At 39.7% G+C, this 26,540-nt stretch carries 25 protein-coding genes; 15 read left to right on the forward strand and 10 right to left on the reverse strand.

All coding sequences use genetic code 11. The features are described 5' to 3' along the window. Positions 1-436 precede the first annotated feature (436 nt). From HII17_RS14875 to HII17_RS14885, 3 genes are all read right to left on the reverse strand, one after another. Positions 437-1,720, reverse strand: coding sequence for an HlyC/CorC family transporter (locus tag HII17_RS14875; protein WP_169076162.1), 1,284 nt, complete (start codon positions 1,718-1,720; stop codon positions 437-439). 77 nt (positions 1,721-1,797) lie between these two features. Further along, positions 1,798-2,598, reverse strand: coding sequence for a cytochrome C assembly family protein (locus tag HII17_RS14880; RefSeq protein ID WP_169076163.1), 801 nt, complete (start codon positions 2,596-2,598; stop codon positions 1,798-1,800). Between the two features lie 80 nt (positions 2,599-2,678). Continuing rightward, entirely contained in the window at positions 2,679-3,737 is a 1,059-nt protein-coding gene (locus tag HII17_RS14885; RefSeq protein ID WP_328824548.1) for an SO_0444 family Cu/Zn efflux transporter, read from the reverse strand. A 154-nt stretch (positions 3,738-3,891) separates the two neighbouring features. Here HII17_RS14885 and ffh point away from each other — a divergent pair, with 154 nt between their 5' ends. The 7 genes from ffh (at position 3,892) to HII17_RS14920 (ending at position 8,957) form a co-directional block, all read left to right on the forward strand. Next, positions 3,892-5,286, forward strand: a complete 1,395-nt coding sequence (gene ffh, locus HII17_RS14890) for a signal recognition particle protein (RefSeq protein WP_169076165.1) — start codon at positions 3,892-3,894, stop codon at positions 5,284-5,286. A 107-nt stretch (positions 5,287-5,393) separates the two neighbouring features. Then, positions 5,394-5,624: a hypothetical protein gene (locus tag HII17_RS14895; protein ID WP_169076166.1), complete on the forward strand. Its 231-nt coding sequence runs from the start codon at positions 5,394-5,396 to the stop codon at positions 5,622-5,624. A gap of 172 nt (positions 5,625-5,796) precedes the next feature. Beyond that, positions 5,797-6,045 carry a 30S ribosomal protein S16 gene (gene rpsP / locus HII17_RS14900; protein WP_169076167.1) on the forward strand — a complete coding sequence of 83 codons (249 nt, stop codon included), beginning with the start codon at positions 5,797-5,799 and terminating at the stop codon, positions 6,043-6,045. Between the two features lie 36 nt (positions 6,046-6,081). After that, positions 6,082-6,603: a ribosome maturation factor RimM gene (rimM, locus tag HII17_RS14905; RefSeq protein WP_169076168.1), complete on the forward strand. Its 522-nt coding sequence runs from the start codon at positions 6,082-6,084 to the stop codon at positions 6,601-6,603. 18 nt (positions 6,604-6,621) lie between these two features. Then, the gene (trmD, locus tag HII17_RS14910; RefSeq protein WP_169076333.1) at positions 6,622-7,395 is read left to right on the forward strand and encodes a tRNA (guanosine(37)-N1)-methyltransferase TrmD; all 774 of its coding nucleotides are present in this window, start codon (positions 6,622-6,624) and stop codon (positions 7,393-7,395) included. Positions 7,396-7,407: 12 nt separating this feature from the next. Then, positions 7,408-7,761, forward strand: a complete 354-nt coding sequence (gene rplS / locus HII17_RS14915) for a 50S ribosomal protein L19 (protein WP_169076169.1) — start codon at positions 7,408-7,410, stop codon at positions 7,759-7,761. A 230-nt stretch (positions 7,762-7,991) separates the two neighbouring features. Then, positions 7,992-8,957, forward strand: coding sequence for a Gfo/Idh/MocA family protein (locus HII17_RS14920; RefSeq protein ID WP_169076170.1), 966 nt, complete (start codon positions 7,992-7,994; stop codon positions 8,955-8,957). Between the two features lie 65 nt (positions 8,958-9,022). Here HII17_RS14920 and HII17_RS14925 read toward each other — a convergent pair whose 3' ends face one another. The 3 genes from HII17_RS14925 to HII17_RS14935 all read right to left on the reverse strand — a co-directional run bounded on the left by HII17_RS14925 (position 9,023) and on the right by HII17_RS14935 (position 12,327). Beyond that, complete coding sequence (locus tag HII17_RS14925) at positions 9,023-9,430, reverse strand: type 2 periplasmic-binding domain-containing protein (protein ID WP_169076171.1); 408 nt, start codon at positions 9,428-9,430, stop codon at positions 9,023-9,025. A 12-nt stretch (positions 9,431-9,442) separates the two neighbouring features. Further along, complete coding sequence (locus HII17_RS14930; RefSeq protein WP_169076172.1) at positions 9,443-10,630, reverse strand: porin family protein; 1,188 nt, start codon at positions 10,628-10,630, stop codon at positions 9,443-9,445. A 77-nt stretch (positions 10,631-10,707) separates the two neighbouring features. After that, entirely contained in the window at positions 10,708-12,327 is a 1,620-nt protein-coding gene (locus HII17_RS14935; RefSeq protein ID WP_169076173.1) for a methyl-accepting chemotaxis protein, read from the reverse strand. Positions 12,328-12,662: 335 nt separating this feature from the next. Between HII17_RS14935 and acs the strand changes: the two genes are divergently transcribed. Next, positions 12,663-14,606 (forward strand): acetate--CoA ligase, encoded by a 1,944-nt coding sequence (gene acs, locus HII17_RS14940; RefSeq protein ID WP_169076174.1) that lies wholly within the window; start codon positions 12,663-12,665, stop codon positions 14,604-14,606. 49 nt (positions 14,607-14,655) lie between these two features. Here acs and HII17_RS14945 read toward each other — a convergent pair whose 3' ends face one another. Then, positions 14,656-15,648: a CpcT/CpeT family chromophore lyase gene (locus HII17_RS14945; RefSeq protein ID WP_169076175.1), complete on the reverse strand. Its 993-nt coding sequence runs from the start codon at positions 15,646-15,648 to the stop codon at positions 14,656-14,658. Between the two features lie 212 nt (positions 15,649-15,860). On the opposite strand from HII17_RS14945, the gene nrdR reads away from it, so the two are divergent. The 5 genes from nrdR to HII17_RS14970 all read left to right on the forward strand — a co-directional run bounded on the left by nrdR (position 15,861) and on the right by HII17_RS14970 (position 21,469). After that, positions 15,861-16,316: a transcriptional regulator NrdR gene (gene nrdR / locus HII17_RS14950; protein WP_169076176.1), complete on the forward strand. Its 456-nt coding sequence runs from the start codon at positions 15,861-15,863 to the stop codon at positions 16,314-16,316. Next, positions 16,306-17,442 (forward strand): bifunctional diaminohydroxyphosphoribosylaminopyrimidine deaminase/5-amino-6-(5-phosphoribosylamino)uracil reductase RibD, encoded by a 1,137-nt coding sequence (ribD, locus tag HII17_RS14955; RefSeq protein ID WP_169076177.1) that lies wholly within the window; start codon positions 16,306-16,308, stop codon positions 17,440-17,442. Before nrdR ends, ribD begins: the two co-directional genes overlap by 11 nt. Further along, positions 17,442-18,098, forward strand: coding sequence for a riboflavin synthase (locus HII17_RS14960; protein ID WP_169076178.1), 657 nt, complete (start codon positions 17,442-17,444; stop codon positions 18,096-18,098). The genes ribD and HII17_RS14960 overlap by 1 nt, the downstream gene beginning before the upstream one ends. Positions 18,099-18,108: 10 nt before the next feature. Then, positions 18,109-19,218, forward strand: a complete 1,110-nt coding sequence (ribBA, locus tag HII17_RS14965) for a bifunctional 3,4-dihydroxy-2-butanone-4-phosphate synthase/GTP cyclohydrolase II (protein ID WP_169076179.1) — start codon at positions 18,109-18,111, stop codon at positions 19,216-19,218. A gap of 226 nt (positions 19,219-19,444) precedes the next feature. Beyond that, positions 19,445-21,469 (forward strand): methyl-accepting chemotaxis protein, encoded by a 2,025-nt coding sequence (locus HII17_RS14970; RefSeq protein WP_169076180.1) that lies wholly within the window; start codon positions 19,445-19,447, stop codon positions 21,467-21,469. A gap of 65 nt (positions 21,470-21,534) precedes the next feature. Here the strand turns inward: HII17_RS14970 and dxs are convergent, their stop codons facing one another. From dxs to HII17_RS14985, 3 genes are read right to left on the reverse strand one after another with little or no spacing between them, the layout of a single operon-like run. Then, a complete protein-coding gene (gene dxs, locus HII17_RS14975) occupies positions 21,535-23,397 on the reverse strand; it encodes a 1-deoxy-D-xylulose-5-phosphate synthase (protein WP_169076181.1) in 1,863 nt (620 codons plus the stop codon). A 13-nt stretch (positions 23,398-23,410) separates the two neighbouring features. After that, the gene (gene ispA / locus HII17_RS14980; RefSeq protein WP_169076182.1) at positions 23,411-24,301 is read right to left on the reverse strand and encodes a (2E,6E)-farnesyl diphosphate synthase; all 891 of its coding nucleotides are present in this window, start codon (positions 24,299-24,301) and stop codon (positions 23,411-23,413) included. Between the two features lie 3 nt (positions 24,302-24,304). Continuing rightward, complete coding sequence (locus HII17_RS14985) at positions 24,305-24,547, reverse strand: exodeoxyribonuclease VII small subunit (protein WP_169076183.1); 243 nt, start codon at positions 24,545-24,547, stop codon at positions 24,305-24,307. Between the two features lie 220 nt (positions 24,548-24,767). Here HII17_RS14985 and pomA point away from each other — a divergent pair, with 220 nt between their 5' ends. Beyond that, positions 24,768-25,532: a flagellar motor protein PomA gene (pomA, locus tag HII17_RS14990; protein WP_169076184.1), complete on the forward strand. Its 765-nt coding sequence runs from the start codon at positions 24,768-24,770 to the stop codon at positions 25,530-25,532. Between the two features lie 11 nt (positions 25,533-25,543). After that, positions 25,544-26,500 carry a flagellar motor protein MotB gene (locus HII17_RS14995; protein WP_169076185.1) on the forward strand — a complete coding sequence of 319 codons (957 nt, stop codon included), beginning with the start codon at positions 25,544-25,546 and terminating at the stop codon, positions 26,498-26,500. Positions 26,501-26,540 lie beyond the last annotated feature (40 nt).

Consider the following 26,540-nt stretch of genomic DNA (forward strand, 5'->3'; position numbering starts at 1 on the left):
AGCTTTCTGAGCCTCGCTAATTGCGAGGCTTTTTTTTACATAGCTTATATATTGGGCAACGATGTAATGATGCTTGTAAATTTATTAATTTCTGGTTGACCAGTTGTCATTTTTGACCAAAAAATTAAATAAAAAAAATATGATATTTTTGTGAAAAAAAGATTGCAAAAGTAGAGGCCGTTATTTTTATGGGGCGTCCTTTGTTATCCACAGAAAATGTGGAAAGTTGGATAACTAATAATTCTGTGGATAACTCTGTGATTAAATCGCCATGCCTTAGATTAATTCAACGCTAGACAACAAAGCATGTAAATATGATCAGTAAGTTGGTGACTATTGCATCAAGCAGTTAAAAAAATTGTTCCTTAGATTAGCAGTAAGTTTTCACGCGCTACCTATTAGTAGGTAAAAATTAAGAGAGAATGATTAGAGCCCTTTATTCTTCGTGGCTCTGGCGAAGTATGTGTTCAGGCATGATGCGAACAGTTTTGATCATATTGTCGCTGACATCAACGATCTCTACGGGGTAACCTGCGATCCGTACGCTTAATTTAGCCTGTGGAATATCTTCTAAATATTCAATAATTAGGCCGTTTAACGTTTTAGGGCCGTCTGTGGGTAAATCCCACGACATTTCCTTATTTATGTCTCGAATTGTCGCACTGCCGTCGACTAAATAAGAGCCATCAGGTTGCTGATGAACCTCTTCAGATGGTGTAGGTGTCATTGTCGTGGTAAAGTCGCCCACAATCTCTTCTAGGATGTCTTCTAATGTGACCAATCCTTGGATGTCACCATACTCATCAACAACTAACCCTAATCGTTCTTTGGCATGTTGAAATTTCAGCAATTGAACATTTAATGGTGTGCCTTCTGGAATAAAATATAACTCGCGCACTGCTCGTAATAACGTTGCCTTGGTGAATTGGTTTTTTGACAATAACCGCAATGCATCGCGCATATGAATATAACCAACAACATCGTCTATGGTATCGCGATATAGCAATACACGTGTATGGTTAGATTGGGTGAGTTGTTTTTGGATTTTTTTCCAGTCTTCGTTGATATCAATTCCCACTAATTCGCTTCGTGGGATCATGATGTCTTCTACTGTGACGTTCTCTAAATCCAAGATGCCCACTAGCATATTTTGATCGCGTTCTGGCAGTAAAGCGCTGGATTCATTTACAACTGTCTTTAACTCTTCCGTACTTAGGCTATGCTGTTCTCTTTGTTCTGAGCTAATACCTAAAATGGCTAAAAAACCATTAGTAATCCAATTAACAGCAACAACGAATGGAAATAGCAATTTAAGTAATAGCGAGAGGATGATTGAACTTGGAAACGCAACTTTTTCCGGGTACAAAGCCGCTAAAGTTTTTGGGGTAACTTCAGCAAAAATGAGTATGACTAATGTAAGAATTAAACCTGCATAGAATATGCCTGCATCACCAAAATATCGTGCGAAGATCACACCTGAAACCAATGAAGCAAAAACATTAACTAAGTTGTTGCCTATAAGGATCAGGCCGATTAATCGATCGGGCTTATCAAGTAATTTACTTACGCGTTTAGCACCTTTATGTTTTTGTTTTTCAAGGTGACGAAGTCGGTAACGATTTAATGACATCATGCCAGTTTCTGAGCCAGAAAAATATGCTGATATCAATATGAGTACACCTAATATTGAAAAGAGTGTACTAGTAGAAATGCTGTCCAAAAATGGGATCCTTTGTTGCCAATCATCTTGGCTTTTACTGTTGAAATAAAAGCCAGTGTATCGTTATACCTTAAAAGTTAACTTAATAGAAACTCTTTAACAAAACGGCTGCCAAAATAAGCTAACGTGAGCAATGTTGTCGCGATAATAGTTAAAGTTAACACTTTGTGTCCGCGCCAGCCTTTTTTATAGTGCCCCCAAAGTATAGTGATATATATTGATAAGGCGAATAAAGAAAGCACCGTTTTATGGGCGTTTTCTTTACTGAAAATACCATCTAAAAATAAGAAACCAGTAATTTCGGTTGCTGCTAGTGCATTAGTACCAATAGCAAGAATAACGAACAGTTGTCGTTCAACTTGCATCAGTGGCGGTAAATGATTCACCGCAGCCAAGTTCTTCGATTTAAGCTTCATGTTGATATAGGCGACTTGAAAGCTATATAAGCATGCAATAATGAGTACACAGTAGGCAATCAGAGATAAGGTTATATGGCTAATAACGCCAAATTTAGATATCGCGAGTGGTATATGGGCTACGTCAGGTAACACCATGGTTATTATCAACCAAACTCCTGCAAATGCATAAGTTGCTGGCTGCAATAAATTTAGTTTGTACTTAATCGCGACCAAAGTAATAAGTAATGTAATGACGACGCTGACAAAGGTTATTACATTGGGCAAGCTAAAATTAATTTGTTCGTTGGTAAATAACTGATTAGTGGCCAATAGCGTATGAGGGATTATTGCGAAACAAGCTAACATCAGCACAAGTAGCTGGTTAGGGCCTTTGCTATCAAATAATTTTGCTAAAATTAAAACTGTTGCTGATAAATAACAAATCACAGCAATTAAAGTACTAACGCCAATAAAGTCCACTACTTATCCTATAGTGTTGTCCAACGAAAACTGGCTCAGTTTATCAGATTTGTCCACTAACGCCATGTTTGTCATTGTAATTATTTAATTAATTTGATCCGTAACGGTTTAATCGCAGAAAAAGCTATAATTAATGCACAAAACGTTGTTAGCCAAAGTGGCAATAATTCATGGCTATGTTGCATATGGTGAGCAATGTCAATTCCCATGTACCCCACTAAACTATCGAGTAGCATGCCAAAACCTATTGCACAGGCACTGATCCCTGTTAAGTAACGAATTAACACGGCATTACCCATTTCGCTTTTAATAACACCTAGGGTTGAAATGTTAGTAGCCGGGCCTGCCATCATAAATACTAATGCTGTGCCTGGTGAAACACCTGCCATAATAAACCCGGCGGCAACAGGCGTTGACGCCGTCGCGCATATATACATTGGTATTGAGATAGCAATCATGATCAACATGGCAACAAGCCCGCTGCCATATTCAGTTAGAAATGATGTTGGGATAAACGTTTTAACTAAGGTGGCGAATATAAGCCCAACCAATAACCACTTTATTAGATCATCAATAAGCTTAGTTAAGGCGTACTTAATTCCCGACAACGTTTTGTCGAAAAAGCTTTCTTTTGGTTGTTTAGCCGAAGAACAGCAAGATGTTTCGTTTTCTACTTTTGGCGCTTTTTTTGCGCAACATGAAGTGGTGGTTATGTTGTTTGGTGTATCAGTGTGTTTTGCCGTCTTTACTAAAAAGCCAGTGGCAATGGCAGACAATATCGCGCTAATGGGTCGAAAAATTGCAAATACAGGGCCAAGCATGGCATACGATACTGTAATTGAGTCTACTCCAGTTTCTGGGGTGGCGACTAAGAATGAAGAGGTTGCCTCAGGTGATGCTCCACTTCTTCTTAATTCAGTTGCTACAGGAATTACGCCACATGAGCATAGTGGTAATGGTGCACCAATTAATGCTGCTTTTATAATGGCGAAATTACCAGCGCCTAAATGTTTGGATAATAAATTAGGTGGTAACCAAGCTTTCATTAAGCCTGCGATAAGTAAACCAAGTAATAACCAAGGGCTGGCATCTAACGTTAATTCTATAAAATTACTGAGCAATAAACTTGCAGTTTCCACTTTCATCCCAATATTTAAGATAGTAGTGATAGCGTATCACAAATGTGACAAACGTTGATATTCGCTATCGAATGTTGCTTGCTTATTTTAATTGCTTGGCGAAAGAGTATAATGGCGAGCAGAATTATTTACCCATTTGTTGTTTGAGACTTTCATGTTCGAGAATTTGTCAGATCGTTTAACTAAAACGCTTAAAAATATTAGCGGTCGTGGCCGCCTTACCGAAGACAATATTAAAGATACGCTACGCGAAGTACGCATGGCCTTGCTAGAGGCTGATGTGGCGCTTCCGGTTATTCGTGAGTTTATTGCTAAAGTAAAAGAACGTGCAGTTGGACAGGAAGTATCTAAAAGCTTAACGCCAGGTCAAGTATTCGTAAAAATAGTTCGTACAGAACTTGAAGCTGCGATGGGTGAAGTTAATGAAGCATTAGATTTAAAAGCAACGCCGCCTGCGGTTGTTTTAATGGCAGGTTTACAAGGTGCAGGTAAAACCACCTCTGTCGCTAAATTGTCTAAGTTTCTAAAAGATAGAGAAAAGAAAAAAGTATTAGTGGTAAGTGCTGACGTATATCGTCCAGCAGCGATTAAACAGCTAGAAACACTTGCTAGCGAAGTAGGTGTTGATTTTTTCCCAAGTGATATTAAACAAAAGCCTGTTGATATCGCTAATGCTGCAATTGAACATGCAAAGAAGAATTTCTTTGATGTATTAATCGTTGATACTGCAGGTCGCTTACATGTTGATGAAGACATGATGGGTGAAATACAAGCATTACATGCAGCTATTACACCTGTAGAAACTTTATTTACCGTTGATGCTATGACGGGTCAAGATGCGGCAAATACAGCTAAAGCGTTTAATGACGCATTGCCTCTTACTGGTGTTGTACTAACTAAAACAGACGGTGATGCTAGAGGTGGTGCTGCACTGTCTATTCGTCACATTACAGGTAAACCAATCAAGTTTATTGGTGTTGGTGAAAAAACTGATGCGTTAGAACCTTTCCACCCTGATCGTATTGCATCTCGAATTTTGGGTATGGGTGATGTTCTGTCACTTATCGAAGAAGTAGAGCAAAAAGTTGACAAAAAGAAAGCCGAAAAAATGGCGAAGAAAATTAAATCAGGTAAAGGGTTTGATTTAGAAGACTTCCGTGAGCAACTAGTGCAAATGAAAAATATGGGCGGCATGATGGGCCTTATGGACAAGTTGCCTGGTATGGGCAATATGTCAGAACAAATTAAAGGCCAAATGGATGATAAATTAACGGTTCGAATGGAAGCGATTATCAATTCAATGACGCCTGCTGAGCGAGCACGTCCAGAAGTTATTAAAGGTTCGCGTAAGCGTAGAATTGCGGCTGGCTCCGGTACCCAAATTCAAGACGTTAATAAGTTATTGAAGCAGTTTACCCAAATGCAAAAAATGATGAAGAAAATGTCAGGAAAAGGTGGCATGCAGAAAATGATGCGTGGAATGAAAGGCATGATGCCACCTGGTGGAATGGGTGGTATGGGGGGCGGTGGCGGAATGTTTGGCCGCTAATAAAACGCTATAAATCAAAAGAAAAACCGTAGTTGTTACAACACAGCTACGGTTTTTTTCTTATTTGCCGCTATATTTAAAGTGAACTAAATTAATCGGTATGTTTTATGGTAGAACAAGAAATACTCAGTCAAGCAGATTTAGACAAGCTGTTGCATATCAATGAGTTCTTGGAACAAAAGCAAGAGGATTCATTAGTAAGTGAAATTAAGTTGGCAATATTAGACTCCGGTCAACTTGAGCTAAGACAATGGCAGGCATTACGTGCACAAATTCGAGAAATTGAAGAGCTTATCCCACACATAGATCTTATTATTAAACTAAAAAAAGAAACTTAACCCTGAAGGGAGTTTTTAAGTTTCCAAATTTGAAAAGTTATCGACAGACTATAATATTTGCAATTTTCGTGGAAAAGCGTAGAATACGCGAGCTTTTCTGTCTGTACTGAAAATTCGTCGGATAGGAAGTGTCTGGAAAATTCGTTTTAACATTAAATATATAGAGGACGGTATGGTTACCATTCGTTTAGCTCGTGGTGGCGCGAAGAAGCGTCCATTCTATCAGGTAGTTGTTGCAGACAGCCGTAATTCTCGCGATGGTCGTTTCATCGAGAAAATTGGTTTCTTCAACCCATCAGCACAAGGTCAAGCGGAGAAATTACGTTTAGACCTAGACCGTATCAACCATTGGGTTGGTCAAGGCGCTGGTTTATCTGATCGTGTGGCTAAGTTAGTTAAAGACGCTCAAGCGGCTGCTTAATTGATTTAGTAAGTTTGAGGGAATTTGGTGAGTAATATGGGCGAAAAAGTCCTCCTAGGTAAAGTAGGCGCAGTTTACGGCATCAAAGGTTGGGTTAAAATCCACTCGTTTACTGAAGATCCACAAGCAATTTTTGACTATGCACCTTGGTCGTTAAAATTAGGTGGTAAAGAACAGCCAATTGAAGTTATTGATTGGCGCAAACATAACAATGGCTTAATTGCTAAAGTTGCCAAAATCGACGATAGAGATGACGCTCAACGTATTGTTGGCTCAGAAATATTTGTTGATTCTAGTCTGCTACCTGACTTACCTGAAGGTGAGTTTTATTGGCGAGATTTAATTGGCATGAGTGTTGTGACTGATAAAGGCTATGACCTTGGTCAGGTTTCCGACATTATGGAAACAGGCGCTAATGATGTATTGGTTGTAAAAGCTAATCGTAATGATGGCTTTGGTAAGAAAGAAAGGTTAATTCCTTATATTTTTGACCAAGTTGTTGTTTCGGTAAGCAATGAAAATAAACAAATTTGTGTTGACTGGGACCCAGGTTTTTAAACTGTGACGAGCTGCAAAATGTGGATAGGGGTGATAAGCCTTTTTCCTGAAATGTTTGACGCAATCACAGAATACGGGGTGACAGGCCGAGCGATTCGTAAAGGACTTGTTGAGTTTCATAAGTGGAACCCAAGAGACTTTACCCATGATAAACATCGCACAGTGGACGACCGACCTTATGGCGGTGGACCGGGGATGTTAATGATGGTGCAACCGCTACGCGATGCTATTCATGCAGCCAAAGCGAAAGCGGTGGAAGATGGTAGAAACGCTAAGGTGATTTATTTATCACCACAAGGCCGGAAGTTGGACCAAGTTGGTGTAAGTGAACTTGCACAAGATGACTGCCTGATATTTGTAGCAGGCCGTTATGAAGGAATAGACGAACGGATCATTGAATCAGATATTGATGAAGAATGGTCAGTTGGTGATTACATATTAAGTGGCGGTGAATTGCCGGCAATGAATGTAATTGATGCGGTAGCGCGTTTTGTTCCAGGTGTATTAGGGCATGAACAATCAGCAGAGCAAGACTCATTCGCTGATGGTTTACTAGATTGTCCTCACTATACAAGACCAGAAGTATTAGACGCTAACTCTGAACAAGAGAGGTCGGTACCAAAAGTTTTGTTAAGTGGTAATCACGAACACATAAGACAATGGCGACAATTTCAATCACTTGAGAGAACATGGCTCAGGCGACCAGAACTTTTAACTGACCTAGCTCTGACGGCAGAACAAGTTGAGATGCTTAATGAAATTAAGCGAAAAGCTGCTGACCGTGAATCCTAGGAAGAGGTAATTATGAGTAACATTATTAAGGCTCTTGAACAAGAGCAAATGAAAACTGACTTACCTGCGTTCGCGCAAGGTGACACAGTTGTTGTACAAGTTAAAGTAAAAGAAGGTGACAAAGAACGTCTTCAAGCATTTGAAGGTGTTGTTTTAGCTGTTAAAAACCGTGGTTTACATTCTGCATTCACTGTTCGTAAAATTTCAAACGGTGTTGGTGTTGAGCGTGTATTCCAGACACATAGCCCAGTAGTTGATTCTATCGAAGTTAAACGCCGCGGTGATGTTCGTCAATCTAAACTTTACTATTTACGCGAGCGCTCTGGTCGTTCTGCGCGTATCAAAGAGAAGTTGGCGAAGAAGTAACTTTTACTTTAAAAGTATTACTTTTATACCCCAGATTAAAAAGCCCGAGCATTGCTCGGGCTTTTTTGTTTTGTTACACGTCACAAATTAAATCAAAATTTCTCCATTCAATAGTAAGTTCGTTTTGACGATAGAAGATATAAGCGTAAGCAGTAACTTAATACATTGCGCATGAATTTTGTGGCAAAGTAATGAGTTATTCAGATCAAAGTAGAAAGGAGTCCTTCATAATGAATAAATTAAATTGGGGAATTGTTAGTACCGGTAGAATAGCTGAACAATTCGCTTCAGATATGGCATTTGTTAGCAATGGGAAAATGTTAGCCGTTGCTGCTCGAAAGCTAGAAGATGCCGAAGAATTTGCGAGTAGATTTGAAATAGAACGCGCCTACGCTAGTTATCAGGCAATGTTTGACGACCCAGATATTGATGTGGTCTATATTGGAACACCTCATACACTACATTTTGATCAAGCACGAGATGCTATTTTAGCTGGCAAGCACGTTTTGTGTGAAAAGCCAGTTACGATAAGCAGCGCTCAATGCCAAGAGCTGTCCAAATTAGCCAAGTCACAAGGTGTTTTTTTGATGGAAGCTATGTGGACGTATTTTTTACCTGCAATTCAACAAGCAAAGCGGTGGGTTGATGCAGGGCGAATAGGCAATCTAAAGCATGTCAAAGCAGATTTTGGTTATCCTATGCCGTATTCACCTGAAACTCGAGTATATAACAAAGCGCTAGCTGGCGGTTGTTTGTTAGATATGGGGATTTATCCTATCGCCATTGCCGGTTATTTTCTTAATAATGTTAATGCCGATTGGTATGTAAGTGCGGAGTTTGCACCTAACGGTGTTGAAAATGATGTAATTATGTTGGCAGATTTTGGTGGAAAAAAAGCCACTTTAGCAACATCTTTTCAATGTAAATTAAACAACTACGCTTATATTATTGGAGACAAAGGTTATATTGCCATTCATGACTTTTGGCGTGCAAAGGATTGTTCTTTATATATTCTGGAAGAAGAAGTTGAACACTTTGAAGACAGCCGAGACTCCATTGGTTTGAACTATGAAGCACAAGCGGTAGCTGAAGATATTTTTGCAGGTAAGCTAGAGTCAGATGTAGTAACACATGGAAAAAGTTTGTGGCTTCAAACACAGATGGAAAACGTCAAAAGTTTATTTGATAGGAATTAAAATGAGAAATTGAACAGAAGCCCAAATATATCAATGGGCTTCTGCATATTACGGTTGCTAGTAAGCTAAAATTTACCCGCTGCTTTAACCGAATCTGTAACAGCGTCATCACTAACATAACCGATGAGGTTAGGGTTTTTGCTAATAAGGTCGATAATCTCAGCTTCTGAATCAACACTTCTAGGAGCTTGCCCTTTACCTGTAAATACTCGTTTAGACCAATAAGCTTTGTATTTTGCTTCAGGTTTACCAACGACTGCTTTTAAAAAGCTAGCTCTAGATGCGCCATCTTTTAACTCGATAGGAATAGCTTGAGAGCCACCAGGGAATTTTGTGCTTTTCCCTAGAAATATTTTTTTTACTACCTTTTTGTCTAATGCGTCAGCATTAGAAGGGTGTACTATTACAGTAACTGCTTGACTAGTAAATGCTATTAAGCCAGAGAATAGCAAAACAAACTTAATTATTTTCATCAGATATTCCCCTTAAAAAACTACATCAATGCCAGCAGAAACTATGGTGTAATCGCCAATGTCTGCTCGCGTATTTTCACCGCTAAAATAATCTAGCTTAAAAGCGGCACTCGGATGAAAGTCATATCGCAAGGATATACCAGAACCTTCAAACTCAACTGCGCCCAATGCGTCAACTATTCCGCGTCCTGTCGCTTGCAATACAGGATGCTGCACGTTATCTAAAAAGTCATATTCAATATCTTGTGTTTGCTCTTCTGTATGAATGGTCACTACGTAGTCACCAAAACGATAACCAAAAGCGATATACCATGCTTCATTAGGAGCATCTGCTGCGTCATCGACTGCGTAATTGGCATATTCAAAATCGACAATGAAATTATTGTAGTCAAAGCCAAAACCGCTAAACCAATATAGGCCATCTTTTTCATGCCATGCTAATGAGCTAGTAAGTTCGTTGATATCACTTGATGTAGCCCCTAATGATGTAGCTAAATCAATGCCAGGCTGTGCAAAAGGAAAAATAACACCCTGATCTAAACCTGTTGCATTCATTTCTGTGATAAAAGCGCCAGCAAAAACTTTCCACCAATCACCTGATAAAGTTGCATTAAATGAAAAAATATTGTCTAGCCCTAAAGGTACATCTCCTCCTGCAGCTGCAAGAAATACGGTTCCCTCCCAATTACCGTAGGAGAGTTTGGTATCTAATGTATAGTCACCATCAGCGAGTTCGAATTGGCTATTTAGCGATATTCCTTCCATTGTTGCAAAATCAAAGCCGCTATAAACCGCAACTGGTAAACGAGAAAAATTATGAGCATAACCAACTTTTTCGTATTCAGATTGATGGAATATGGGGTTTGCTAGTTTTCCTGCATTAATTTGGTGGGTGTCATCTAATTGATAGCTGACATAAGCCCAACGTGCTTCGATATCAAAATCATCTCGTCCTTCAGCAAACATTTGTACAGTTGCTGAGAGGCCTTCGCCTAAATCGGCTCGTGCTTGCAGAGCAAATAGCGACTCTCCTTTGAAGGTGATATCACCTTCATCAAGGTAGGAGAATGGCGCGGAACCATTATCAGATTCAGAGTAGGTTGCCCTGACTGAACCGAAACCATTGAATTGTATTTCCGCCACAGCGTATGGCGTAACTAGCACCGACAGCGCTAATAGCTTGAGGTAAGGTTTTTTCATATCAAGAGACCCTCGTGTGTTTTTATGTAGCCCGTTAAAAATCGATACTACTTATTTTCTAACTCTTAACGAAAATTCTAAACTTTGAACCCTTTTGCAATAACCTCAAGATCGTGCGCTAAGTGGGCCAAATCGCCACTAACCGCGGCGAGCTCTTGTGAGGCTATATGTGTTTGCTCTGTACTGTTACTTATTTCATCAACATGAGTAACAATTTGATGTGTTGCTTGTGTTTGTTCTTCTGTAGCTTGTGCAATATTGCCGGTCATATCGTTAATTTGGGCAACAGATGACGTTATTTCTGTTAAAGATTCACCCGCCTTACTTACCTGCTCAACACTGCTTTCAGCAAGGTTTCTACCGTTACTCATTGCGGCAACTGCTTTTCGCGCAGCTTGTTGTAATTTTTCAATGGTTGTTTGGATTTCAATTGTGGAATCTTGTGTACGTGAGGCCAGTGTTCTCACCTCATCTGCAACAACAGCAAACCCTCTTCCTTGTTCACCTGCTCGCGCTGCTTCGATTGCGGCGTTTAAAGCAAGCAAGTTCGTTTGCTCTGCAATACCGCGTATTACATCCAGTATCACGCCAACTTGATTGGCATCGTTATCTAAATGATCAATTACGTCTGAAGAGTCTTCGACAGTTTTCGCTAGTTGATGAATTGTATCGACTGTCTTTGAGACGACTTCTTCACCTTGTGTTGAAACGGTACTCGTTTGCATAGCCGCTTCTGCGGCTAAAGATGCACTATCAGCGACGCTTTGAACACTGTGGCTTAAATTGTCAACAGCCGTTTTAGTATTTTGCGTACCGTCTTGTTGGATTTGTGTAATATTATTCGTTTCTTCAGCGTTAGAGCTAACGGAGTTAGCCATGTCAGATAACGGCAGGGCAATCTCAACAACTTGTTTGATTGTAATTTGCAGCTTTTCAATAAAAAGGTTGAAGCAATTAACCAGTTCGCCAATTTCATCTTGAGATTTAGAATTTAATCTAACCGTTAAATCACCTTCACCTTGAGCTATGTCTTTCAAAGACCCAATAACACTAGAAAGCGACTGCTTAATTTCAGTAATAATTGGTACTGCGGTACCAAATAACAGGGTTATAGTGATGGCACCCATAATATATCCAATAGTGACAATGGTCTCTGCAGAGTCATTTGCATCTACTATCGCCTGTTCAAATTCCGTTACTCGAGCCTTATTAAATTGTTCTACGGTGCCTTTTACTTTTTCAAACGCGTCATTCATCGCTTTACCCATCGCGGGTAATTTTTCAAAATCTATGGTTTCTTCAACCATACCGAGAGATAGCGTTCTTGCTTGTTGATAGTAGTCATCAAATTCTGAAAGCATTTGACGTTGTGCAGAAGCAAACTGTGTATCAGTTGCACCTATATTAGAAATGGTTTGTTTTACTGTTTCTGATAGTTCATCTGCAGTTTCAATGCTTTCTTCATCACCTGTAGTGACCGCACTGTTAAGTAATTCTGAAACGCGGACAATATCGACTGATGCTGATTTAGATAATTGAACTACCGGAAACTGCAGATCTTTTGCGCTAGATAAAAGCGCGACATTGCCATTGGCGCTAATGGTTGAAAGAGCCAGATATACAATAAAACTTATCGTACCAATGATTGGGATTAGATAAATCTTTTGAGAAATAGTTAGGCGATAAAGCAAGTTCATATATTTTTTTCTCCCACCATCAATAATTAAAATGTAGAACAAAAAGAACTGATTGCACAAAAAATAGTCGAATAAAATTTTAAACAGCTATGTTTAGATTGTTATAAAAACACATTTTCCACGGTAATAAGTAAATGACAGCGTTGTCATTTGTGTTGGTAGGTGTTATGTTGTTGTACTCGTTTGGTTATAAGCATAATGTTAATTAAACAATGAAACTGTATAAGACAAATTAATAAAACCAGATACACTGGTAGATAAGCATTAAATAATAATTAGAGCCCTTGAAATAAAGGGGTTCAATAACATACATACAATTGTATTAGAGTGGGAAGATGAACGAATTACAAAAACTGTACCCTGTAAAGGAGCAGGCCAAAGCTATTACACATATTGATAGCGAAACTTACGAAAAGCTTTATCAGCAATCAATTGATCAACCTGAACAATTTTGGGCAGAGCAAGCCGAAAAATTTATCGACTGGGTGAAACCATGGGATGAAGTTACATCAGTTGACTACAAAAAAGCAGAAATATCATGGTTTAAAGGTGCTCAGCTTAACGTCAGTTACAATTGTATTGATCGTCATTTGGCTACTAAGGCCAATGAAACTGCCATTATTTTCGAAGGTGATGAACCAACGGATGACACACGTATAAGTTATCAAGAGCTGCACGATAATGTTTGTCGCATGGCAAACTTATTAAAAGATCGTGGTGTGAAAAAGGGTGATAACGTTTGTATTTATATGCCGATGATCCCTGAAGTTGGCTATGCAATGTTGGCATGTGCACGAATTGGTGCAGTTCACTCTGTTGTATTTGGCGGCTTTTCTACAGAGTCTATTAAGGCACGTGTACTTGATGCTGATTGTCAGGTAGTGATTACGGCAGATGCAAGTGTTCGAGGGGGCCGACACATTCCATTAAAGGCAAATGTTGATGCTGCTGTAGCTGACTGCAAAGATGTACATACTGTCGTCATGGTAGAGCGCACAGGTGCCTCCGTAAATTGGAATAATGAAAGAGACGTTAACTACAACCAAGTTATCGATACCTATCCTGCTATTTGCCAGCCAGAAATTATGGATGCTGAAGATCCATTGTTTATTTTGTACACCTCAGGGTCTACCGGTAAACCCAAAGGTGTATTACATACTTGTGGTGGCTATATCCTATACGCTGCGATGACTCATAAGTATGTATTTGACTATCAAGAAGGTGAAGTTTACTGGTGTACTGCGGATGCTGGTTGGATAACGGGGCATTCTTATATTTTCTATGGCCCACTGGCAAATGGAGCGACAACTTTAGTATTTGAGGGTGTTCCTACTTACCCTGATGCTGGACGATTTTGGCAAGTATGTGAAAAACACAAAGTAAATATTTTCTATACTGCACCAACGGCCATTCGTGCCTTAATGAGTTTAGGTGATGAGCTAGTTGAAAAATATGATCGTTCAAGTATTCGTTTACTTGGTACTGTAGGTGAACCGATTAACCCTGAAGCGTGGCACTGGTATTATGAAATTGTTGGACAAAGTCGATGCTCAGTAGTTGATACTTGGTGGCAAACGGAAACAGGCGGTATTTTAATTACTTCGCTACCAGGCGCTGTGGATATGAAGCCTGGTGCTGCAGGTAAGCCTTTCTTTGGGGTTAAACCTGCGATATTAAGTAAAGAAGGTGAATTGCTTGAAGGTAAAACTCGTGGACGACTTGTGATGACAGGTTCTTGGCCTGGACAAATGCGTACCGTCTATGGTGATCATCAGCGATTCTACGACACATACTTTAGCCAATACCCAGGTAATTACTTTACTGGCGACGGTGCGAAGCGCGATGAAGATGATTTTTATTGGATTACTGGACGTATCGATGATGTATTAAATGTCTCAGGTCATCGCTTAGGCACTGCGGAGATTGAAAGTGCGCTTGTGCTTCACCCAGCAATTGCAGAAGCCGCAGTCGTTGGTTATCCGCATGAAATTAAAGGACAGGGCATATATTGTTATATCACTTTAATGTGTAGCTCTCATGAGTCTGATGAGTTGATCCCAGAACTTCAAGAGTTTGTAGCGAAAGAATTAGGGCGTTTTGCTAAACCAGATTATATTCAATATGCGCCAGGTTTACCTAAAACTCGTTCAGGTAAAATTATGCGTAGAATATTACGTAAGATTGCTGAAAATGAATTGGAAAACTTAGGCGATACGTCAACGTTAGCCGACCCTAGTGTCGTAGAACATTTAATTGAAAATCGTATTATTCACGAATAACCTTTTGTTAACCTGAGTTTTAAAAGGCGCTTTATAGCGCCTTTTTTATTTAGATTTGGTGACAGCTTGTTTGCATCCATCTTAAATTAATACCTAAACGTGTGGCGTCAGCATTAGCCCACGTATACGATAACGCCTTTTTATAGCTTTTCTTTGCAACTTGACTATTTTCATGGACAAAAATTTCTATAACATCAGGTCGATTTCCCGCTGGGAAAATCGTTTCTTTTAAACGAATAAAGTAGCTTTTAGGTTGTGTTTCTGTCGTCGTGAATTCAGCGATATCTCCTTGATTATGTAACATTATATTAGGGTGGAAATCCCATTTAGCTTCTCCGTTGTCTTTAAATTTGTCAGTCTTAAATGCCGCCCAACATTTAAATTGTCTAGCGCGGGTTAGTTGATAATAGTCATAATCTTTTCGACCAAAGCGCATATTGCCTTGTTCGTCATAACCCGCTTCTAGATGCCAGTAGCCTTGCTCGCTAATAACGAAGTTACCACCAATAAATACTTTTCCACCATGCTTAGAAACTACTTGGCAGGTATGTCGATCTATTTTTCCAACAAAGCTTTTACCTAGTTGTTGGTATCGTGCTTGGCAGTGTTTACCAAGTGAAGTTAGTGACTTTACAGCAAGACTAGATTGGTTCTCAATAACATCAAAATCATTAGCTACTTTAAATTGCTCAACTACTATTTCGTTACTTTGATAATCAGGCTTGGCTATTGCTATTGTTTTTCGATAAACAGGCTTGTCTTTTCCACCAGTGTGAGTTTGCTCAAAATAGACGTATTCTCCAAGCTGTGGCGCATTGAGCTTAGTGACTTTTTTATACAGGCGATGGTGTTTATCTTCCGGGATTGCACCTTTTGGAAGAAAGCCGTTAGTTTCGAAATTTACTTGGTTATAGTTATCAAATTCGCCTTGGACAAGTCGATCAAATTGAGTCAACAACTTGTCCGCTGGCAGTTCACTTGCAACCATTTGATGACTAATTAACCCTAAAAAAAATATTCCTAAAACTTTGAGTTTTTTCATGCTAGTACGCTTATTAGAATTATCAGCTTTTCACCTTAGCGCAAATACAAATACACCGAGTTTGATATTTAGCAAAGGTGTATGAATTTTGTTCTGTTGTTTGAGGTTTATGTCACTGTTATTCTGGCTAAAAAAATAACTGATATAGCTTTCGCTTAACTGCTTGTTTTAGATTAAAATAGCGATAACATACTAACTATTTGGGTACGTACATGTATTGCCCGTTTTGTACTGCAACAGACACTAAAGTTATTGACTCACGTCTTGTCGCTGACGGCCACCAAATTCGTCGTCGTCGTGAATGTGTTGAATGTCATGAACGTTTTACGACTTTTGAGACCGCAGAACTTGTCATGCCACGCATTGTTAAACGTGATGGTTCACGTGAACCTTTTAACGAAGAAAAAATGCGTAGTGGATTACAGCGTGCGTTGGAAAAACGTCCTGTTGGTGTTGAACAAGTAGAGCTGTCTATCAATAAATTGAAATCTGAACTTCGTGCTACTGGTGAACGTGAAGTGTCATCGGAAATGTTAGGTAATTTAATTATGGAGCAACTAAAAGAGCTCGATAAAGTAGCCTATGTTCGATTTGCTTCGGTGTATCGTTCTTTTGAAGATATTCGAGAATTTGGTGAAGAAATTGCTCGATTAGGTGATGAAAAATAGCATGAGCTTTACGATTGATGATCATCGCTTTATGGCTAGAGCAATATCTCTGGCTAAAAAAGGTCATTACACTACTTCGCCTAATCCTAGAGTAGGATGCGTTATTGTCAACAATGGTAAAATTGTTGGCGAGGGTTTTCATCAAAAGGCGGGGGAACCACATGCCGAAGTTTATGCTTTGCGCGCAGCAGCGAAACAAGCTGAAGGTGCAACTGCGTATGTAACGCTTGAGCCTTGCAGTCATTTTGGTCGCACGCCTCCTTGTGCTAAAGGCTTAATTGAAGCAAAAGTCAGTAAAGTGATTGCGGCAATGGTTGACCCCAATCCAAAAGTTGCTGGTTCAGGTCTAAATATGCTTAATGAGGCTGGAATTGAAACTGCTTCTGGCCTGCTTGAAACTGACGCTAAATTGCTAAACCTAGGCTTTATTTCGTTAATGGAACGAAAACGTCCATATGTTCGCTGTAAATTAGCCGCTAGTATTGATGGTCAAACGGCAATGGCAAGTGGTGAAAGTCAATGGATTACTTCTTCAAAAGCTAGGCAAGACGTCCAGCGCTTGCGAGCACAAAGTTGTGCGGTGATTTCTGGGGCGAGTTCGGTGATTAGCGATAATGCTAAGATGACAGTTAGGCAAGCGGAACTGGGCTCGCTCAATAAGCAGTATTCGGAAAGTGAAATAAGGCAACCTGTAAGAATTATTGTCGACAGCCAAGATCGCTTAACACCTGATTTAGCTCTATTTGAGCACCCCAGCTCAATAATAATTGTTAATACAGGGATTGAAACTCGCCATCAGTGGCCTCATTTTGTCAAACATATCCAAGTTAAGGCGCAAAATAATAAGGTAGATTTAGCCTCTTTATTATCTGTGCTCGCAGAGCTAGGTTTGAATGACGTGTTGATCGAAACCGGAGAAACATTGGCTGGTGCCTTTATCGAGCAAAACTTGGTGGATGAGCTTATTATTTATCAAGCGCCTAAATTAATGGGCGCAGAAAATAAAGGCTTGGTTAAGATGCCGGCAATTACACAGCTGTCACAAGCGAAGTCGTTTAAATTTAAAGAAGTTACTATGGTCGGCGATGACTTAAAAATAGTCGCAAACTTAGAAGAGAGTCATTAATGTTTACAGGTATAATTGAAGCTGTAGGTTCAATAAAAGCGATTAATATCAATGCTGACGGCGCTCGTATTACAGTCAATGTTGGCGCGCTAGATATGAGTGATGTAAAACTTGGAGATTCTATTGCCACAAATGGTATTTGCCTCACTGTAGTGAGCTTTGATGCTAACAGTTATAGCGCAGATGTTTCTACAGAGACCCTTAAGCGTACAGGCTTTGGTAACTATCAAATAGGACAAAAAGTTAACTTAGAAAAAGCGATGTTACCAACAACTCGCTTTGGTGGTCATATCGTATCAGGACATGTCGATGCTGTCGCAGAAATTATTGCGATAAATCCATCAGGCAATAGCACAGATTACTGGTTATCAATGGCTAATGAGGTAGCGCCTTACATTGCTGAGAAAGGTTCAATCACAATAGATGGTGTCAGCTTAACGGTAAATAGCTTAGAGCAAGGTAAGTTTAGATTAACCATTGTCCCCCATACCGCAGAACAAACCATTATTACCCAATATCAAACGGGTAGTAAGGTCAATATTGAAGTTGATGTAATGGCCCGTTATATCGAACGCTTATTAACTAAAGGGCAAGCAACTGAACAATCTTCAGGTGTTACTCAAGAGCTGCTAGCACGCAGCGGTTTTATTAGATAAAGAGGCAGTCATGCAATTAAACACGCCACAAGAAATTATTGAAGACATCAAGCAAGGCAAAATGGTTATCTTGATGGATGATGAAGATCGTGAAAATGAAGGTGACTTCATTATGGCTGCGGAGTTAGTCACACCGGAAGCTATAAATTTTATGGCAACACACGGGCGTGGCTTAATATGTTTACCTATGGCACGTGAACGATGTGAACTATTGAAGCTACCACTAATGGTTGATAAAAATGATGCGCAATTTACCACTAACTTCACCGTTTCAATTGAAGCTGCTGAAGGCGTAACAACCGGAATTTCTGCTGCTGATCGTGCGACAACAATTTTAGCTGCGGTTGACAAAAATGCGGATCATAATTCGATTGTACAACCAGGGCACATTTTTCCGTTAATCGCGAAAGATGGCGGTGTTTTAAATAGAGCAGGGCATACTGAAGCTGGTGTTGATTTAGCGCGTCTAGCAGGCTTAGAGCCCGCTGCAGTTATAGTCGAAATATTAAATGAAGATGGCACTATGGCTCGTCGACCTGATTTAGAAGTTATAGCTGAAAAGCATGACGTGAAAATGGGGACTATTGCTGATCTAATTGAATACCGCAATGCTAATGAAACGACCATAGAGCGTGTTTCACAATGTAAATTACCTACGGCATTTGGTGAATTTGATCTAACCGTATTTAAAGATACTATTGATGGCCAAGCCCACTTTGCGTTAACTAAGGGAGAAATTAACCCTGAGCAACCAACGCTTGTCCGTGTTCACCTTGAAAGTACCTTTAGAGACTTATTATTTAGTCAGCGTGATAGTGTTAATAAATGGCCGATAGGCAAGGCTTTAGAACGTATTGCAGTAGAAGGCGGCGTGTTAGTGTTATTAGGTAAGCATGAATCACCTAACAGCTTGATTGAACAAGTAGAAAAATACGCTAAGCTAGATGCCGGTGAAACGGTTAAAGAAGTGAAACGCCATATCGGTTCTCGTAACGTGGGCGTTGGTTCACAAATTTTGGCTAATTTAGGTGTTAGTAAAATGCGCCTATTGAGCTCTCAAACTAAATATCATTCGTTGTCGGGCTTTGGTTTGGAAGTTGTTGAATACCTGCCTGAATAAATAGCGATTACTATTATTATCAAAAGCCGCCTTCATGGTGGCTTTTTTTTGGGCAAAAGCATGACAATTTATGCTGTTTGTAACAACTTTGTTGTGATTAATTCATAAAAATGTAAAAACTGGCTTTTAATTAGGCGCATTAGTGTTTTAAGATACTGGTCGAACTAGTTAAATAAGGCATTAAGCCAGATAATAATAAAACTAACCTTAAGAAGTAGGTGTTCGCATGAATGTAAAAGTTGCCCATAAGATTATATTAGGGTTTACTGTCATTTTGTTATTGTTAATTGTCAGCAGTGTAAGTTCTATAGGGATTTTAGCGAACATTGAAGAAGCTACAGAGCAAGTTGATAGCCAAGCCATACCAATACAACAACTCAGTAACAGTATCCAGATAGAGTTACTAAAACAAGCTAAACAAGCTTCGCAGATCGATGGTATTCAAGATCTTGCTTTACTTGAACAATTGAAAATCGCATTTGAGCAAGGTGGTCAGCAATTAGCTGTGCATCGTACTAAGCTTACAAAGTTACTAAAAGGTCAGCCAATGGAAAAGCAATTGAAGCTTTTCCTGTCTCAATACGAATCTTTTGTAATCGATGTTCAACAAATGCTGGACAATAAAGTAGGTGTTATTGAAAAAGGCGCTGAATTAGCAAGCATTGAAGATGAACTTAATCTTTACTTGGATGAAGCTGGCGCGCTACTCGTTGATTTAACTTACCTTGAAGACCCTGATGAACAAGCAACGATAGATCGCATTGCTGGTGCTGCAGGGCAAATTGAAGGTTATTTGATCAATGTGACTGATGCGACTAAGTCAGTAAATCAAATCAATGATTTAGCTGAGGTTCAAGATAGTGAAGCTGTGATCAATCAATCGTTAGGTACGATTGAACAACAGACCGTGTATTTAGTGAACTTAGGTCAAGACTACAATACCGATGGCGTAATAGAACAGTTTGTTGAAGAGTTTAATAAATCTAAGAATTTACTTAGTGGTGACAATAACTACTTTGCAGTGAAGATTAGTCAGTTGGAGCTGCAAAAGGCGCTTAATATTAGTTTAGTATCGTCAGAAAAAAATATTTCTCAGTCAATTGAAATTATTGATGGCTTGTTATCGCAAGTGGATGACAACTTACAACGCTTACAACAAGACGTGTTTGATGATGTTGACCGTGGTCAGATGTTAACAAGCATTATTATGATCGTGCTTATCGCCGCGAGCATAACAATTGCCTTTTTAACCATTCGTTCAATGATAGAGCCACTGAACAAGATTAATAATGTGCTTAGCTCAATTGCCCAAGGTGATTTGTCTCATCAGTTAGACGTTAATAGTCGAGATGAGTACGGTCAGTTGTCAACAAACGTAAATTCAGTAGTGAGCCATTTGAAAGTGTTAATTGACGAAATAGGTCAAAATGCTAATGCGTTAAATGTTGCGGCAAATCGCTCTGAAGAAGAAATTCAGTCGGTGGCTCAATCATTAGATACGCAGCAAGACACGGTTAACGGTGTGACTAATATTACCCAAGCACTTAGTCTAAATGCTGATGAAGTGTTAGCAAAATCCACTGACGCAGAAAGTCAAATGACAGAAGCATTGGATCGCAGTAATGAACTAGAGCAGCGTGCCAATAGTACCGCGAGTAAGATTAGTGATTTGAGCGAATTACTTGATGCTACGGCAGGGAGAATGTCAGCTTTAGATAAAGAAGCGACCAATATTAGTAGCATACTGGAAACAATTCAGAGCATTGCTGATCAAACTAATTTACTTGCATTAAATGCGGCAATAGAAGCTGCGCGAGCTGGTGAAGCTGGTAGAGGGTTCTCAGTTGTTGCTGATGAAGTGCGTATGTTGGCGAGTAGAACTCAAGAGTCGACCGCTGAAATCAACGCCATGATCGATTCGTTACAGTCCCAAACCGGCTCTGTTGTGGCGGAAATTGAGCAAGGCAAGGATGGTGCTAAATTGTGTCAAACTGATACTGAGCGATTACTAGAAACATTGACAACTATAAGTCAGGCGATTGAACAAATGCATATGATGAGTAGCGATATTTCTTCAGCTGCTGAACAGCAAAACTCATTGAGCAATGAAATAAATCAAAGCATTGCACTTGTTTCAGATATTAGCCAGCAAAGTAGTGAAAAATCGAGTTCAACGTTAGGCTATAGCCATGAAGTAGCAACGCTAGCCAAACAACTAGAGCAATCAGTTGATGCCTTTAAGGTTAAATAACTAATTGATAATTGAAATAAAAAAAGCCGCTTAAAGCGGCTTTTTTTATTTCAATAATAGTGACTTTAACTAATGAAATTATTGATCTTATTTACTATTCCTTCGCAATCTAATCCTAATTCTTGATGGATTTCTTGCTGAGTACCATGCTTGATAAATTGATCAGGTAATCCAATATTAAGTACCTTAACAGCTAAACCATTAGCAAGTATAAACTCATTTACTGCTGAGCCTGCGCCACCAGCAATTGCATTATCTTCAATTGTCACAATAACATCGTGCTTACTTGCTAGCTCTACAATAAGTGCTTCATCTAGCGGTTTTACAAAGCGCATATCGGCAAGGCTGGCATTTAGTGCTTCAGCAGCTTGTTCTGACTCGGCTAGCATAGTACCGAAATTGAGCATAGCAATTTGCTCACCTTCTTTTATGACTACTCCTTTACCTATTTCAATCGTTTGTTCTATTGAAGGTAAGTCTGCTCCTGTACCATTGCCTCGTGGGTACCGAACAGCAGCTGGTCCTTGGTACTCGTGACCAGTAGTAAGCATTAATTGACACTCTTGCTCGTTAGATGGTGTCATTATCACCATATTAGGGATACAGCGCATAAAGCTTAAATCGAAAGAGCCTTGGTGAGTTGGGCCGTCGGCACCGACAATTCCAGCTCTATCGATTGCAAACAATACCGGTAAATTTTGTATAGCAATATCATGTATTAACTGGTCATAACCACGTTGTAAAAAGCTTGAATAAATTGCTACTACCGGATTATAGCCACCTATAGCTAAGCCCGCAGCATAGGTTACAGCGTGTTGTTCTGCGATGGCAACGTCAAAGTATTGATCCGGGAAACGTTGACTAAATTCAACCATGCCAGAGCCTTCTCGCATGGCTGGAGTGATCGCCATTAATTTTTTATCTTGTTCGGCCATTTTACATAGCCAATCACCGAATATTTGTGAATAACTTGGTAAAGTAGGCTGACTTTTAGGTAAAGAAGTATCTGCAGGATCGAATTTGGGTACCGCGTGATACTTAATTGGGTCTTGTTCTGCAGCGTGATAGCCTTTACCTTTCTTCGTTGCAATATGCAGTATTTGTGGTCCTTTTAGACTACGCATATTACGTATGGTATCTACTAAACCATCAACATCATGACCGTCAATTGGACCTATGTAGTTAAAACCTAATTCTTCAAAGAACGTGCTCGGAACTACCATACCTTTTAAGTGTTCTTCAGCGCGGCTCGCTAGTTCTTTAATTGGTGGAATATTATTAAGTAATTTTTTGCCACCTTCACGAATACCAGTATAAAAACTGCCAGATAACATTTTGGCTAGATGATTATTTAACGCTCCAACGTTTTCTGAGATAGACATTTCATTATCATTTAAGATAACTAACATGTCTTTATGAATGTCCCCAGCGTGGTTTAGTGCTTCAAATGCCATACCGGCTGTCATGGCGCCATCACCAATAACAGCGACGACCTTTCGCTCTTTTCCTTCTTTTTCAGCGGCTACAGCTAAGCCTAAAGCTGCTGAAATAGAGGTACTTGAGTGACCAACGCTTAACACATCATAGTCACTTTCTTCTCGCCAAGGGAAAGGGTGTAATCCGTCTTTTTGACGAATAGTATGAAGCCTATCACGACGACCGGTCAGTATTTTATGTGGATATGCTTGATGGCCTACGTCCCAAATTAAATGATCAAAGGGCGTTTTATAAACATAATGTAGAGCTACTGTTAATTCGATAGTGCCTAAGCCTGAAGCAAAATGCCCACTGCTCTTACTTACTGAGTTTAATAAATAGCTACGTAACTCTTCACTAACTTGTGGTAATTGATCTTGTTGCAGAAGACGCAATTCATCTGGAGTATCAATAGTAGAAAGCAAAGGGTAATCAGCAAGGTTGATTGTCATAATATTTTTATAATTAATGAGTACGGCGAACTATAAAAGTCGCAAATTCAGCTAAATTCTGCGTATTGTAGGGCAAAGTGGCTAAAGCTTGAAGTGATTCTTGGTATAAGTCATCCGCTTTTTGCTTTGCACCCTCTAAACCTAACAAGGCAGGATATGTTGATTTGTTCGCAGCAATATCTGAACCCTTAGGTTTTCCAAGCTCTTCTTCGCTTGAAGTGATGTCAATAATATCGTCTTGTACTTGGTAGGCTAAACCAACTAATTCGGCAAATTGGTTCAAGGATGTTTTTTGAGAGGCAGTAATTGATTCTACACATTCAGCTGCCATTGCAACTGATGCCTTGAGAAGCGCTCCTGTTTTTAGCGCATGGAGGTTTTCTAATTCGTTTATCGAAATAGCCTGGTTTGTCGCGCTTAAATCAAGCGCTTGACCACCACACATGCCACTATATCCTGATGCTTGTACAAGTAATTGAAATAATTTTGTTCTTTTGCCATCTACCAATACTGAAAATGGGTGATTAGCTAAAAAATCGAATGCTAAGGTTTGTAAACTGTCGCCAGCCAAAATTGCCGTCGCTTCGTCAAAAGCTTTGTGACAAGTTGGTTTGCCTCTACGTAAGTCATCATCGTCCATGGCAGGTAAATCATCATGTAGTAACGAATAGGCATGAATACATTCCAATGCACAGGCAATGCCGTCTAAATCTTCCATTGAAGCACCGAGAGCTTGACCTGTCGTATAAACAAGATAAGGACGCATACGTTTGCCACCAATTAGCAAGCCATAACGCATTGCGTCGAGCAATTTTTCGTCATTAACCATAAGGGTATCAAGCTTTTCTGAAAGCAACTGATTAACGCGATGTTGATAATTTTCTAATTGGGGGAGGTTAGGCACGAGTTAACTCTCTTCAGCATCAAAGTGAGTTAATGCTTGTTCACCGTTTTGGTTGACCAGCATTTGTACTTTTTGCTCTGCATCTTGCAGTTTAGTTTGACTTAACTGACTAAGCTTTAGGCCTCGTTCAAAGACAGCCATTGATTCTTCTAAGCTAAGTTCGCCTTGCTCAAGTTGCCCAACGATAGTGTCTAACTCTGTCAAAGCCTCTTCAAAGCTTAAATTTTCTAATTTCTTTTTAGCCATAGCTACCAAGCGATAAAATAAGTCATGTTAATAAGGCGCAAAGGTACATCACAGTAGGCGGTAGGTCAATCAAAGAACATTCTTAGCTTTATATAAAAAACAAGTTAAGTTATTGACGGTTAGGGCGATAATATCAATATAACTATTCGCGAATAGTAAATTGATAATGTATTATCAAATTAATTCAGGTCGTTAAAGACACTTATTTAGGAGGCAGTTTGTGGATTTAGCTACGCTACTAGGGATGTTAGGCGCTATCGGATTCATTGTGATGGCAATGATATTGGGTGGCGACATTTCAATGTTCGTCGACACACAGTCTATTCTGATTGTATTTTGTGGTTCAATTTTTGTTGTTTTGTCTAATTACAACATGGGGCAATTTTTTACGATAGGTAAAATTATCGGTAAAGCATTCATGTTTAAAATTGAAAAACCAGAAGAGTTAATTGAACAATCAGTAGAAATGGCTGATGCTGCTCGTAAAGGTGGTTTCTTGGCACTAGAAGAGGCTGAAATTTCAAATGCCTTTATGCAAAAAGGTGTCGATATGTTAGTTGATGGCCACGATGCTGATGTGGTTAGAGGAACTCTGCAGAAAGATATCGCATTAACTACAGAGCGCCATGAAACCGGCGTTGGTATGCTAGGAGCGCTTGCTGAAGTGGCACCGGCTATGGGGATGATAGGTACGTTAATCGGTCTAGTTGCCATGTTATCAAATATGGATGACCCAAAAGCTATCGGTCCTGCAATGGCGGTTGCACTTTTGACTACCTTATATGGTGCTTTTTTAGCAAACGTTATTGCCATTCCAATTTCAAATAAGCTGTCACTTCGTATGGCAGAAGAGAAGTTAAACCAAGAACTAATACTCGATGCGGTATTAGGTATTCAAGACGGCCAAAATCCACGCGTTATCGAAGGGTTGTTGAAAAACTACTTGGCTGAAGGTAAACGTGCTATCGATACGACCGAAGAATAGCGAGGTAACAAATGGCTCCACCTCCTGAGTGTAAATGTCCACCTCCTGGCTTACCGGCTTGGATGGGGACATTTGCCGACTTAATGTCGCTACTAATGTGCTTTTTCGTACTACTTTTGTCGTTTTCGGAAATGGATGTACTGAAGTTTAAGCAAATAGCAGGTTCAATGAAATTTGCTTTTGGTGTGCAGAATAAAATTGAAGTTAAGGATATCCCAAAAGGTACCAGTATTATCGCGCAGGAGTTTAGACCAGGAAAGCCTGAGCCGACGCCAATAGAGGTTATTCAACAGCAAACTATGGAAATGACTCAGCAAATGCTGGAATTTCAGGCTGGTGATGAAACGTCTGCTGGTGGTCGTCAAGAACAGCGCGGTACTGAACGTGGTGGGCAATCACAAAGTACTGACACACAAATGTCTCAGCAACAAATAGAGCAAGCTCAAGAGCAATTAGAGCAAGCTCAGCAAGAACAGGTTAACGAGCTCGTTAAGAAAATTGCCGAACAAATGGAACAACAAATCCAAGACGGTGCAATTGAGCTAGAGTCATTAGGCCAGCAAGTCACAATTCGAATTCGTGAAAATGGTTCTTTCCCGTCAGGTTCTGCATTTTTACAACCTAAATTTAAACCTATCATACAAGATATTGGCGAATTGCTTAATACGGTGCCGGGTGAAATCATGATTTCTGGAAATACCGACAATCAAGGCATAAGCTCTGAACTGTTTAGATCAAATTGGGATTTAAGCAGTCAACGAGCTGTAGCTATTGCGCATGAAATGGTGAAGGTACAAGGTTTTGATCCGAGCAGGCTAATGGTTGTCGGTCATGCGGATACTCGTCCACTGGTGCCAAATACAAATGCCTTAAATAGACGTCGTAACCGTCGAGTAGAGATCTCTATTAATCAAGGTAAGGCAAAGGTTACCGACCCAATATCTTTAAGTGAAGGTTCGAATAATTAGTTTTCATAAAAAAAGAGCAGCAAACGCTGCTCTTTTTATT

The organism is Thalassotalea algicola (assembly GCF_012932965.1).
Taxonomy (GTDB): domain Bacteria; phylum Pseudomonadota; class Gammaproteobacteria; order Enterobacterales; family Alteromonadaceae; genus Thalassotalea_F; species Thalassotalea_F algicola.